Genomic DNA, 13203 nt, shown 5'->3' on the forward strand with positions numbered 1-13203 from the left:
ATCTGAGCTAGTCAATGTCATTACCCTCTTGTTAGGATATGGGAATACTAGCGTTGATGGTAGTAAATAAAATTAGGAAAGGAAAAGCTATATTTCTTTCTCAAATGTAATCATTTGATATATTTGATTACGTTTGTTCAAGTTTTATATAGCAGGTTTATCAAGATGAACATTGCTATTTTAGAAGATGAATCCATCCATATTTATCGCTTAACAGAGATCATCAGCTCGCTTTTAAAAGATCTAGGTGTGTCTAGCTATGACTTAAAAACCTTCAAAGATCCCCAAGCACTACTAGCCGAGCTTTTTATTCCAAGCAATCAAAATATTTATTTTTTAGACTTAGAACTCAAAGGTGATCAACAACAAGGTTTAAAAGTTGGCCAGCAGATCAGAGACTATGATAGTCAAGCTGCCCTGATCTTTTTTACTTCACACGCCGAGTTGATGCCCTTGACCTATAAATATAAAGTAGCTGCCCTAGACTTCATCGCCAAAGATAGTCTAACGATCTTAGATAGCATCAAAGAAGACTTCAAGTTAGTGCTAAATAAGCGTCAAAAAAACACATCTGAAATGTTTGCGTTGCAAGTAGGCAATCATTTTATCGATCTTGAATTTGCGAAGATCTGCTTTTTTGAGACCCACTATTCAAATAGTCACGCTTCGATCTTGTGGCTAACTGATAATCGTAAACTCCAGATCGCTAAAAATCTCCATGAGTTAGAGCAACTCGAGCCCCGACTCATCAGAGTTCATCGTAGTTTTTTAGTCAACTTGGAAAATGTTGAAGTCGTTGATAACTCGCAAAAATTGCTCTTCTTTAAAAATGGACTTTCTTGTCCGATATCGCGCCGTAAATTAAAGTTATTACAAACTAAAAACAAGGGTAGCTACTAAGCTCGCTGCCCTTGTTTTTAGTTTCTATTTGCTCTGTTCAAAACCGGCATCAAACCCGTGGAAGACATCATCTCGATGTGTCCAAAATGAAAAACTAGTGAGCACTACCAACAAGATGATCCCAACTAAGGCCAACTTCGCCTTTAAACTCTTCTTGTGTCCCATTTTAATCCCTCCATATCATAATGTCTTTTTAGCGTTTGTATCTAAAAACACTAATTTATCCATTAATGTCTCCTTTTCTATCCACCTTTATTCTACTATACAAGCTCTGATCAAAGGACCCTATTTCAGTAAACGGTATCTTTTTTTCATTAAATGGTCTATTTCAAAAAAATTATTTTTTAGGGTTACATATCGGCAACTCATTTCGTTATTAGTAGTGTAAGGGCGATCGACTTACATAATAAATCTAAGGAGGAATGACCAATGACTGAAGTAATCTGGGACAAAAATGCAATTCGCGTAAAACTCACAAAAAAGGACGGATCAACACGCCAACGTTCCTTTAACAATGTGATCCAAGGTGCAACCCCCGATCAACTCCATCAATTTGGACAACTCGTCGCTACGTTGACTGGCGAACAGCTAAAAGAAGTTTATGTCATGACCACAAGCCACACTAATTAAGCACGGAGGTATCGTATTATGAAAAAATTAGATCTCATCTTCTTATCCACGGCCAAGCATGCAACACATCACATGCAGTTAAACTTTGTCGATACCGATCTTGACACAGAAAAGGTCAAACAAGCGATGCAACAACTCGCTGATCTGAAGTTATTTGTCGACAAGGATAAGCATCCCATGTATGAGGTCCCCATGGGCGCACGGTATGTCACGACCACTGATCACGTTTTATTCGATAATAAACCCGCAAAATAACCCGGGTTAAAGATCTTATGCCCCGCTGACCAAATAAGCTATGACATAAGTCTCTATATAAAAGGACGACCATTTCAATGCCCTTAACGCTATTCCCATTTGTCGATTTACTTTTTCTTACTTCGTACAGAAAATCAAGTAAATCCCAAATAAGCCTTCAGATCACCGAAAATAAGTTCGATCTCATACTGTCTTCTACGATAGATCTTATTTTTCAGAATTTGAATTCAAGTAGCTAGTTAAAAAAGCTATTCAGTTTCTTGTTTCATTTCTATCTGATCAATTTTAGATAGTCTAGCTAGTAACTGACTTTCAGCGGTACTCTTTTTCGGGTATCGCTGTTTTTGTTTGGACTAACTAATTTGATTATATAAAAATAATCAAGGCTGATAGCAGAGTCTTTCGTTTTGGTCAAAAAGTAGCACCTTATATTTTTCACTTGAAAGAAAGATTCTACGTCTCTAAGTTATCTGAACTATCACAAGTACGATCAAAATACGCTATTAAGCCTTGGAATACTAATGCTTTTGGTAAATGAAGAGATTACAATTATCCCAACCGTTTTCCACCTAATGTAATGTAACCATTCAAGAAAGTCTTGAAGATTGGCAGTCATGGTTTTTAGAATCTGTTGAAAAAAGACAGCATAAATGTTGCCACAAAAGAGATCGCAGAACTGCCCCTAATACACTGATCACAATGACAACTTTAAAAAACAGTAGAAGATAACGGGATATAAGTTAGATATACACTCTGTACACACTAACCTGGATATGGGTACAATCGTTGTAGATGATGTATCTCAAAACACTAAAAAGTAAGCAAAGAATGCCCGTTATATCATTTTTATTTGATGCAAACATAACTTTACCCTTAATATAATCACCGTGTATAATATAGATGTAGGGAGATATATCAAATTATTTAATGCAATGTAACAATATGTCATGTAAAAAAGGAGTGTATTAAAATGACAGCCATGACTAGTTATCGTTACGACAAAGGTAAAGTTTTATTATTTATTGTTGCATTTTTTGTAGGTTTATTTACATTTTTCAGCCCGAATGTTAGCGCTAACACCGAAAACAGAATTGATGCTATTGCGAATAAATATGTGCAATATTCAGAAACAGAGAAGAAATTTTTGATTTCCCCAGAGATTTCAAAAGAATTGAATAGTGCAGAAATTGAAGCTGTATCAGAAAAAGTATCTGCGACTAATATCCAGCTGTCCAAATCTTTGGCAGAGACTAACCCTTTTGATACTAGTATACTTGTAGAAAATCAAGGGCGAAAATATCTGTTAAATCCAACTTATTTTAGACGCGCTGGAGTGAATAAGGTAGTTGTTAAATGGAACCATGTTCGGGTATACCTATCTCAACGTACGGTTCAACTTATCGGTGGAGGACTAGCAATTGGTGGGTATTGGATACCTGAAGCTGTAGTGTCTAAAGTCGCTGGAACTTTAGGAGTTGTTGCTTCATTAACTCCACATGGAATTTGGTTCGACTATAACCCGTTTCTCCGCAGCTTTACAAATTGTGGTTTCCAATAAATACCTACTGAAAAGAGGGATTATTATGTTATCCTTTATTAAAAATAATATTCTCAAAGTTATTTTGAGTTTTATTTTAGTAACTCTGTTCTTTGTAAATATTGAGAAACAGTATTTATGGATTGCATTTGTTATCTGGCTAATAATAATTTTTTCGCCAAATACAAGGCTCTCTAATCAAAATAAAAAATAAGTATTTTTGAATAAATTAAAAAGATCAAGCATTGGAATTAGATTGCTTGATCTTTTTAATTTAAAATTCTAAATAGATGAATCTCTAAAAGAGTTTTTTTATTGACATAATATAAACTTCCAACTGTTGTAGCTCTGCCCTAGAGATCCAGCCTTTCTTGTAAGCTTTATCAATATCATTTCGCATAGTTTCAAATTTTTGCGTGACGGCTTGTCTTTTTTCGACTTTTTCTGTTATGGCCTTCTTAGTATTCGTCTTTTAGAGCTGGTGAAGATGAATACCCCCATCTAATATTAGAGCTATTATGACGGATATAAACCTTAAGATCATGATCTACTTTTTCTTAAAGTCTTCGAAATCAGATCTATTATCGTTCAGTGTTCGTTTTCTTCTAGCCAATATTCCTCGTTCTTTTCTCTGGACTTGATCAACCTTAGTTTTGATCCTATAACTAACTTGTTGCGCAGTAATAGTATCTAGATCTCGTTTTTTAGCTCTTGTTTCTCTATGAGGGTCTCTGTATGGATAGGTGGTTTCTGATGCTTTTTATTTATAGTATACAAAACGCTCGTAAATGAACAATTTTTAAAATCCATTTACGAGCGTTTTTTAGAGAATTATATCACACCTCTAACTCAATCGTTTACCGCATGCTCGCAGTTCTTATCTTTATGCATAAGACAATTTGCCTTGATCCCATTATCTTTGATCACCTGTTGATACCAAGCAAAGGAGTCCTTCTTATAACGTTTCAGCGTCCCTTTGCCTTCATTATCACGATCAACATAGATCATCCCATAGCGTTTCTTCATTTCACCGGTCGTAAATGAGACTAGATCGATAATGCCCCATGGAGTATATCCCATGAGTTCAACTCCATCATAATCGACCGCTTTTTGCATTTCCTTGATATGCGCAGTCAAGTAATCGATCCGAGCTTGGTCATGGATCGTACCATCGGCTTCAAGTTGATCGATCGCACCAAAGCCATTTTCTACGATGAATAATGGCTTTTGATAACGCTCATAGAGATTATTCAGTGTGTAACGCAAGCCCACTGGGTCGATCGCCCAACCCCAATCTGAAGATTTGATATATGGATTTTCAACTGCATTTTCCATTCCACCATTAGTCGATGTTTCTAAATTATCATTTTTAGCACCAGCTTTAACAGTTGTGGACATATAGTAGCTAAATCCGATATAATCGACCGTTCCTTGCTTTAAGATCGCCAATTCTTCTGGCGTGATGTCTAAGTTATATCCTTGGCGTTCCCATTCCTTCTTAGCGTAATTTGGATAGTACCCACGCACCTGAACATCGGGGAAGAAGTAGCGTTCATGCATCGCTTCTTGAGCGGCCTGCATATCCACTGGATCACAAGAGTAGGGGTAGATCGGAACATGTGAGACCATACAACCGATTTTAAATTCAGGGTCTATCTGCTTGCCAACGATCACAGCCTTGGCACTTGCGACTAGCTCATTATGTGCAGTTTGGAACAACACTTCACGCGCGGATTCATCAGGGGCTAAAGTTACACCTGAGTTGGTCCACAAGAAGAGTGGATTGTTGGTATCCATTTGATTATTGATCTCGTTAAATGTCATCCAGTATTTGACCTTGCCTTTGTAACGTTTGAAGACAGTTTCAGCAAATTTGACGAAATGATCGATCACATTTTTATTGCGAAAACCACCGTATTCTTTTGCTAGATAAAGTGGCATTTCAAAGTGGGATAAGGTGATCACTGGTTCAATGCCATATTTTAACAATTCATCAAACATATCATCGTAAAAATTGAGACCTGCTTCATTTGGTTCTTCTTCGATCCCCTTTGGATAGATCCGAGTCCAAGCGATCGAGGTTCTAAAACACTTTAAGCCCATTTGTGCAAAAAGCGCGATATCTTCTTTATAGTGATGATAAAAATCGATCGCTTCGTGGTTAGGATAAAATTCATTTGGTTCGATCTTCTCCGTTAATTTACGTGGCACGCCATTAGCTCCAGCTGTCAAAACATCGATCACACTTGGCCCCTTGCCATCTGCATTCCAGCCACCTTCAAATTGATGAGCAGCTACTGCGCCACCCCATAAGAAATCTTTTTGCATATTTTCCCTCCATTAGTTGATCTGTAAGATCGGTTCATTAGTATTGATATTTTTTAGTTCATTTTCTGGTGTTATCATTGCATATGCTGCACTATTTGTCACAATGATCGGGGTGATCGGTGATAGCCCTGCACGTTTGATCGCAGCTAGATCAAATTCCAATAGGATATCGCCTGCCTTAAATCGATCACCTTCAGCTACCTTGTATTTGAAAGGTGCGCCGTTTAATTGTACAGTATCTAGACCAACATGGATCAACAGCTCGATCCCATTATCTGCGGTAAGTCCGATCGCATGTTTGGAGCCAGTTACCATAGCAACTTTACCGTCAAACGGAGCGTAGACCTTATTATCTGTCGGCATGATCGCCACCCCTTGGCCCATCATACCACTTGAAAAGACTTCATCAGGTACTTGGCTCAAAGGCATCACTTCACCTTGTAATGGGGATGAGATCGCAACATTTTTGAGCACTTCAACAGGTACTCCTGGCGCATCTTCAACTTGAGCTTGCATTTTTTCATCTTTAGCTGGCGTTTCACCAAAACCAAAGATCAATGTCAATGCGACTGCTGTTATTATCGCTACCCCTAATCCGATCACTAGACCGATAAATGACATTGGCATCTTAGGATCGATCGCATTCACACTCGTCAAAATACTTGGTAATCCTGCATAAGCAAAATAGTATGGTTCAAAGAAACTTGCCACGACAGCACCAACACCACCAGCTACACAGCCGTAGATGAAAGGCCGTTTGAAACGTAGAGTAACACCATAGATAGCTGGTTCTGTGATCCCAAAAAGACCAGTGATCACAGCTGAAAGTGAAACATTTTTGAGTTCTTTACTGTTAGCTTTCAAAAAGACGCCTAGTGTAGCAGCCACTTGCGCTGTCACAGCGATCGTTTGGAAAGCTTGGAAGCTATCACGACCATACATGTCAAAGTTGGCCATAATAACTGGCGTGATCCCCCAGTGGACCCCAAAAATAACAAAGACTTGCCAAAAGCCACCGATGATCAAAGCAGCTAGCACAGGTGCAACTTGGACCAGCCAGTTGTAACCATTAGCGATCCCAGCTGCCACAACAGATGAAGCTGGCCCTAAAACTAATAAGGTCAAAGGTACCATCAAAACTAAACAGATCAATGGCGTAAAAAGTTGCTTGACCACACCTGGCAAACGTTTTTCTACAAAACGCTCAACATATGATAAGATCCAAACCAAGATAAGTGGCGGTAAGACTGATGATGTATAAGTCGTTTGGGATAATGGTAAGCCAAACAGATCGATCGCTTTACCGCTAGCTACTTGTTGTGTCAACTCTGCTAAGGTCGGTGAGACCAACGCTGCACAACATGCAATTGCAATATAAGTATTGGTTTTAAAATGTTTCGACGCTGTGATCGCTATCAAGATCGGCAAAAACGTAAATGGTGCCCATGAGATCATATCAAAGATCTTATACGTGCCCGTTGCTTCAAAAGCTGGGAAAGCTAATTTGCTTAAGATCAAGATCCCTTGTAATAAACCAGCCGCCGCTAAAATATAGATAAATGGAGCAAAGACGGCTGACATCGTTGCGATCACACGACTCATGATGCTCTTTTTCTCAGTCTCTAAATTATTGCTCTCACTAAGATCAACTAAATTCTTAAATTCATTATAAACCTCAACAACATGCGGACCGATCACTATCTGGAATTGTCCGCCATTTTCAACGACTGTAATGACGCCTGGTAAAGCACTGATCTTTTCTTTAGCATCAGCTGGTGTTTCTTTTAACACCAAACGTAAGCGAGTTGCACAGTGCCCTGCACTTACGATATTATCGGCACCGATGATATCAACGATCGTTTGCGCTAATTTTTTATAATCTCTAACTTTTTCAGCCATCTTGTTCACTCCTTTTGTAAACGTTTTAATTAATTGTACATTTATATATTAATTGTGCATTCACAATTTGTCAAGAAAAGGTTTTCAACTTTGTGATATAATTTTGTAGTGAGGTGATAAAAATGCTTAAATATGTTGAGATCGCTGATAAGATGGAGGCTTGGATCATTCAAAAAGATCTCGCTCAAGGCGAAAAGCTCCCCAAATTAGCAGAACTGATGGAGCTCTATGGTGTCAGCAAAAGTACGATCGTTAAAGCCTTAGAAAAACTAGAAAATCGCGGTTTGATCTATCAAGTGCAAGGTAGTGGCGTCTTTGTACGCCGACCAAAACGAGCGGATCACGTTAATTTGATCGATAATAACGGCTTTACCGCTGATCTGCCCACGCATAAGATGAGTTCTAAAGTTTTGACCTTACGTAAAGTCAAGCCATCTAAAAAAGTCCAAAAACTCTTTGGTGATCCAAAAGAAGTCTATGAAGTACGGCGATTGCGCTACATCGATAATAAGGTCCTTTGTTTAGAGGAATCCTACTTTAGGACTGATGTTGTTTCTTATCTTAACGAACAGATCGTCCAAGGTTCGATCTTTAACTATGTACGTGAACTAGGGATCGCGATCGGCTTTTCGGACAAGTATCTCGCTGTCAAAAAACTCGATCAAAAAACGGCTGACCTACTAGGTGTCAAGCCAGCCGATCCTGCACTGACGATAAATGAGATCTACTATCTGACTTCAGGCGAGCCGTTCGATTATTCAACAACGACCTACCATTACGAAAACTCCAAGTTCTTTATTCAAAGTAACGCGTAAAAGCTGGCTAAGTGCTAGCTTTTTTATTTTGGCTCTACTACAAATAGCCACTGGTAGATCAAATTAGATCCACCAGTGGTTATTACTATAAGATAAATACCTGCTAGTTTACGCAAAGCGTTCGGCTAGCGTCTTGAATTTTTGACGTGAGATCGGACATTTCAGTCCATTAACAAAGGTCGCAGTAGCGTTTAACTTATCTAACATATAGACATTTCCCGGGTTAAGGAGATAACTCTGATGACTTCGCCAGAGACGAGGATTTTCTTTTTCTAAAACATGTAAATTCTTAGGTACTTGGATCGTTTGTTTATCTATGAGCCACAAAACAGCAGCATGTGTATTAGAACAATGTGACTCCACATAACAGATCTGTTCAAGTGCGACTTTGATGACCTTTCCCCTACTTTTAAAACAAAGATCCGTAGCTTTCTCAAGTTCTTGCAATGCAGCCATCAATTCTTGATACCATGTTTTGGCATAACAAAAAATAACTGCAGTTACCTGTAATTGATAGCGATACATCCAAAAGCAAAGCTCTTTTTGATCAACTAAGAAGATAAATTTTTGACTTGGAACCAACTGCTGGCGTAACTTACAGGTCGCCAAAGTCTGTTGGCATAACTTCTGGGTCAAAACTACGATCCAGACTTGAGCTGACATCTTCTCTAAAGTCTGAAGATCATCACAACAAGGTACTTTCGCCAGGTGATCTTTTAACTTGGCATTTGAATCTAAAGATAATTCTGGCACAAAATACATAACCTCCATTTTTCATTCCCCCTTTAGCGTAATTTTAACGCAAAATCATCCCCGTGGGTAAAAATATTTTGAATGTGGAACTATCACTTGAATAACATACTATCCCTAATTTATAAAAGAGGCTGTGACATAAGTAAGAAGACATCTTCAATTCCAAACGCTGGGGAATTTTGAAGATGTCTTCTTTTATCTCTGAAAATACTAGTTTTTAAGATCTTACTAACAGCTGAACAACGAATAGTGATTCTTTAGCAGTAGTTTTATTCTCGGCATTTTCCAAAATTGTTCATCTGACAAAGATGTAAAGCCACGTCCAATATGTCTAACATTGACTGTTATTCTTGCTGGGTATTCATCATCCCCTTTAATTTGCAGAATAGTAATTCTTCATCCCTTGGCTCCACTCATAACGCGATAAGTAATATAGCGCTACACATGCGATCGAGAAATAGACAAGTTCTTTAACACCACCATCCCCTTTTATGATTTCAACAGGTATATTAGTGACTGTTAGTACAGGGATCACAAATGTGAAGACTAATTGAATGATACTTGGAAAAAATACTTTTGGCCTACTGAGCATACTCGTTAAGTCTTCTATTACACCATTTAATGAACTTGCCTTAGCCAGCCAAAAATTAAAACATATACATATTCTATTCAATAAAAAGATCATCATTACCCCCATGCTCAAAGCCCAGATGATCATAAAAATTTTTATGATACCTAAAGTATAATTCTGGATCAGATAAATAAATACCGCTGCTGTAACAACTAACTCTATCAAGCTAGGCATATCAAAACCAACTAACATCACCGACCAGTATGGATCTAATGGTTTGAGCAATAAACTATCCAAGCCCCCATCAACAATTAGCTCGCTTAGCTTCTCATGCCCCAAAATAAATATAAAGTTGTAGGTCGACACCATAACTGATACACCCGTCACTAACACTAAATAATCAGTACGATCCCACCCATTTACCGACGTATTGCTCGAAAAATATACATATCCTGTTACATACTCTATTGTATAGAAAATAATTGCTAACAAAAAAGTTAACCACCCTGTTGCTCGATAGATCATAAACTGTTTAAGACTTTTATCCCAAGCACAGCTTAGCACACGCATCATATACTCTCGACTCCTTCATATAGACGTGATCCACGCTTTAAAACAAGCCTATATATCACTGAAAATATTAATGTCCATCCAAGCGTAACAATTAAGTATCGTATCAATTCATATCCAGACAATCCAACAGTTAAAAAGCGCGCTGGTATATCAGTAACTAGAGAAAAAGGATTATATTGGATCACTATAAAAAACTTGTTAGGCAAATGTGACAACGGAAAGTAACGTCCCCCAAATAATAAGTAGCACGCCGTCACAAATGAACGCAGTGGCCATAATTCGATCAACCAAAATGCCAACATTCCTAAGATCATCATCAAAGAAAAAAACATTACGCCTGCAAAAGCTAGATATATCACTAAAAGAAGTAACATTGATACTGAAATTCCCGATAAAGTCCCAAAATATACTATTAAGCATAGATTTATCACCATACCTAGAAACTGCTCGCCTATAAAATATGCCAGATGCTCACCGTATAAAGAAATAGGCCGTTCAAGGAGCGTTGAAAGGCGCCCCGATTTTATTTGCGTCGCTAATCTAAATGCTGGAGCAACACTGAAACTCAGTGCTAAAAAATTGGCTAAAAAAAGGTAGGCATTTAATTTTTCCAGACTATAGTTTGGAACTACCAAGGCTTTCTGGCTATACAGTGCCTCCCAAACAAAAATACTAACTCCTACCTGCAAAATGGTCAGCCCATACTCTAGTATAATATTAGTACGATAGATCAATTTTGCTTTTAAACTAGCTAAAAAAACATACAAGTATTTCATATACTATCCCCTTTAATAAATTGCAAGATCAATTCTTCTAGTTCCATACCTCTTTGATCGACACGCAAAATTCTTTCTGCGGGTATTTTAGCCAAAATTTCATTTAGTTTATCTGGGGCACATGTTAGTTTTTTCTTCACTGATTTTGAATTTAAGAACTCAATATCGAATAAAACTTCGGTGGTTAGTTCTTTTGGTAACTGCTCTAACTTGTCATTAAAAATGATTTTTCCCTTGTTTAAGATGATCACTTTATCTGCTAATTGCTCAATATCTTTGATGTAATGTGATGTTGTTATGATCGTTGTCTTGTGATACTGATTTTCAAGGCGCAAGATCTTATAAATAGTCTTTTGAGTCACAAAATCTAGTCCTAATGTGGGCTCATCTAAAAACAAATACTTCGGTCGATGTAGCAAAGCAGCGATCAACTCACACTTCACTCGTTGTCCTAGTGATAATTTACGTACAGGAATATATAGTAGTTCGTTTACTTCCAACTGTTCGCTCAACCAAGCCAAACGAGCATTATACATATGAGCTGGCATTTCATAAATGGCAGCTAACATATCATAGGTATCGATCGCTGGTAGATCCCAGATCAATTGCGATCTTTGCCCCAATAAAACACCAATATTTTTTAGGAACACTTTTTGTCTTTGATAGGGCAACATTTGATCGACCTTTACCTCTCCCTGCCTTAAAGGTAATATTCCTGTTAATAATTTGATCAATGTTGTTTTTCCAGCTCCATTTCTGCCGATCAAACCTACCATTTCCCCTTCATTGATCGTTAATGAAATTCCAGATAGTGCCTCGACCTGAATGACTGATCGCTTGAAAAAATCATGTATAACACCTTTTAACCCCTGTGATCGCTTAAAAGTTGTATACTGTAGTGTCGCGTTTTTGACCTCGATCATTTTTTTCACCCTTTTTTGCCACTAAGCTTAATGCAACAAAAAAAGCTCTGCAAGTGCTATACAGGATTTAGCACTTACAGAGCAGGATTTAGTTAATCATCATTTCCAAATAAGGCGGCGAGCTTGGCTGCCATTTCTGGATCGAGCTGATCAGCCAATGAAGCTTTATCACTATTATTTTGTTTAGCAACATCAGCATTTAGCGTGGAGCGTTGGCGCATCGACTCGATCACCGCTTGTTCGGCAACTTTAAGTGGTTCAACATCTAATTTCCCACCAGCGGAATCGGCATGACCACCACCACCAAAATATTCAGTGGCAAATTTAGCCACATCTAGCCGTCCATTGGAGCGTAAAGAAACGCTGTGTCCATCGATCACTAAGGCGGCATCGACATCGTAACGTTTCAACAACGCATGTGCGATCTCAGACTTATAATCACTAGCATAGACAACACCAAAGCTATGTCCATCCAATTCACAGGTCTCAACGTTTTTAAGGTGCTTTTCCAAATAACGCGTGCGTCTGCCTGCTAAGGTGTGGATCAATAGTTCGTTTGCTTGACGATAATCTTCCCAGCTTGTAGCAAAGACACTTTCGACAAAATTACGCGATTTACTCAACGGATAGAACCAAAATAGTTGATTCAATTCATCAGCTGCTTGTCTTTCTTCAAGCGACATCAACGGATCATTTTGCCAATCCCAAGTATCATACGCCCGGATCAACTCGACCAATTCTGCCACTTGCGCCCGTTTCTTTTCCGGGATCTTCATAAAATCAGGCTTTTGGCTCAACCAATCATAAACTAAGCTGACCGCACTCGGATTTTTCCCCTCATCTAGCGGTTTGATGCAGTTTAGCGCATAGTTGTTCCGTAATTCTTCTTCACTTTCATGGTGGTCAAAGATCAACCAATGATTAGCGAAACGCTGCTCGAGCTGTTGGAAAGAATAATCACTATCCGGTGTCATATCCATAATGTAGACATCGGTAAAGCGAGAAATATCAGGTTGTCTAAACCAATAGGATAATTCGCGATCAAGATTACCTGCCGAACAAGTCGTTAAGTCAAATTCAACGTCTTTAAAAAGGTAGGGCGCTAGCGTCGTGATCAAGACGGGAGCTCCAAAGCCGTCTAAGTCGTTATGCGAAAAAAGCTTGATATGTCGTGTCTTTTTCAAATGTAATTTCCTTTCTAAGATTACGCTCATTTTTTTATTCTAGCCTAATTATACCCGTA

Annotated in this window: 14 protein-coding genes; 6 read left to right on the forward strand and 8 right to left on the reverse strand. The window is 38.3% G+C overall.

All coding sequences use genetic code 11. The features are described 5' to 3' along the window. The first annotated feature begins 165 nt into the window (after positions 1 to 165). Entirely contained in the window at positions 166 to 900 is a 735-nt protein-coding gene (locus Q9Q35_RS03365; protein WP_304652133.1) for a response regulator transcription factor, read from the forward strand. 24 nt (positions 901 to 924) lie between these two features. Here Q9Q35_RS03365 and Q9Q35_RS03370 read toward each other — a convergent pair whose 3' ends face one another. Beyond that, complete coding sequence (locus tag Q9Q35_RS03370) at positions 925 to 1065, reverse strand: hypothetical protein (protein ID WP_304652134.1); 141 nt, start codon at positions 1063 to 1065, stop codon at positions 925 to 927. A gap of 264 nt (positions 1066 to 1329) precedes the next feature. Between Q9Q35_RS03370 and Q9Q35_RS03375 the strand changes: the two genes are divergently transcribed. From Q9Q35_RS03375 to Q9Q35_RS03385, 4 genes are all read left to right on the forward strand, one after another. Next, the gene (locus Q9Q35_RS03375) at positions 1330 to 1530 is read left to right on the forward strand and encodes a hypothetical protein (protein WP_304652135.1); all 201 of its coding nucleotides are present in this window, start codon (positions 1330 to 1332) and stop codon (positions 1528 to 1530) included. An 18-nt stretch (positions 1531 to 1548) separates the two neighbouring features. Beyond that, positions 1549 to 1785 (forward strand): DUF2922 domain-containing protein, encoded by a 237-nt coding sequence (locus Q9Q35_RS03380; protein WP_304652136.1) that lies wholly within the window; start codon positions 1549 to 1551, stop codon positions 1783 to 1785. Positions 1786 to 2161: 376 nt separating this feature from the next. Then, positions 2162 to 2323: a RepB family plasmid replication initiator protein gene (locus Q9Q35_RS11965; RefSeq protein WP_370648880.1), complete on the forward strand. Its 162-nt coding sequence runs from the start codon at positions 2162 to 2164 to the stop codon at positions 2321 to 2323. Positions 2324 to 2755: 432 nt separating this feature from the next. Continuing rightward, positions 2756 to 3343: a hypothetical protein gene (locus tag Q9Q35_RS03385; RefSeq protein WP_304652137.1), complete on the forward strand. Its 588-nt coding sequence runs from the start codon at positions 2756 to 2758 to the stop codon at positions 3341 to 3343. Positions 3344 to 4171: 828 nt separating this feature from the next. Here the strand turns inward: Q9Q35_RS03385 and Q9Q35_RS03390 are convergent. Together Q9Q35_RS03390 and Q9Q35_RS03395 are read right to left on the reverse strand one after the other, a co-directional pair. After that, positions 4172 to 5650 carry a 6-phospho-beta-glucosidase gene (locus Q9Q35_RS03390; RefSeq protein WP_304652138.1) on the reverse strand — a complete coding sequence of 493 codons (1479 nt, stop codon included), beginning with the start codon at positions 5648 to 5650 and terminating at the stop codon, positions 4172 to 4174. A 12-nt stretch (positions 5651 to 5662) separates the two neighbouring features. Continuing rightward, complete coding sequence (locus tag Q9Q35_RS03395; protein WP_304652139.1) at positions 5663 to 7549, reverse strand: beta-glucoside-specific PTS transporter subunit IIABC; 1887 nt, start codon at positions 7547 to 7549, stop codon at positions 5663 to 5665. A gap of 122 nt (positions 7550 to 7671) precedes the next feature. Here Q9Q35_RS03395 and Q9Q35_RS03400 point away from each other — a divergent pair, with 122 nt between their 5' ends. After that, positions 7672 to 8364 carry a GntR family transcriptional regulator gene (locus tag Q9Q35_RS03400; protein ID WP_304652140.1) on the forward strand — a complete coding sequence of 231 codons (693 nt, stop codon included), beginning with the start codon at positions 7672 to 7674 and terminating at the stop codon, positions 8362 to 8364. 108 nt (positions 8365 to 8472) lie between these two features. Here Q9Q35_RS03400 and Q9Q35_RS03405 read toward each other — a convergent pair whose 3' ends face one another. The 5 genes from Q9Q35_RS03405 to Q9Q35_RS03425 form a co-directional block, all read right to left on the reverse strand. Further along, a complete protein-coding gene (locus Q9Q35_RS03405; RefSeq protein ID WP_304652141.1) occupies positions 8473 to 9135 on the reverse strand; it encodes a LytTR family DNA-binding domain-containing protein in 663 nt (220 codons plus the stop codon). A gap of 355 nt (positions 9136 to 9490) precedes the next feature. Continuing rightward, the gene (locus Q9Q35_RS03410) at positions 9491 to 10261 is read right to left on the reverse strand and encodes an ABC-2 family transporter protein (RefSeq protein WP_304652142.1); all 771 of its coding nucleotides are present in this window, start codon (positions 10259 to 10261) and stop codon (positions 9491 to 9493) included. Next, positions 10258 to 11037 carry an ABC-2 family transporter protein gene (locus tag Q9Q35_RS03415; RefSeq protein WP_304652143.1) on the reverse strand — a complete coding sequence of 260 codons (780 nt, stop codon included), beginning with the start codon at positions 11035 to 11037 and terminating at the stop codon, positions 10258 to 10260. Before Q9Q35_RS03415 ends, Q9Q35_RS03410 begins: the two co-directional genes overlap by 4 nt. Continuing rightward, positions 11034 to 11960, reverse strand: a complete 927-nt coding sequence (locus Q9Q35_RS03420) for an ATP-binding cassette domain-containing protein (protein WP_304652144.1) — start codon at positions 11958 to 11960, stop codon at positions 11034 to 11036. The genes Q9Q35_RS03415 and Q9Q35_RS03420 overlap by 4 nt, the downstream gene beginning before the upstream one ends. Positions 11961 to 12052: 92 nt before the next feature. Beyond that, the gene (locus tag Q9Q35_RS03425) at positions 12053 to 13144 is read right to left on the reverse strand and encodes a phosphoesterase (protein WP_304652145.1); all 1092 of its coding nucleotides are present in this window, start codon (positions 13142 to 13144) and stop codon (positions 12053 to 12055) included. Positions 13145 to 13203 lie beyond the last annotated feature (59 nt).

The sequence above is a fragment of the uncultured Ligilactobacillus sp. genome (genome assembly GCF_948826705.1).
Taxonomy (GTDB): domain Bacteria; phylum Bacillota; class Bacilli; order Lactobacillales; family Lactobacillaceae; genus Ligilactobacillus.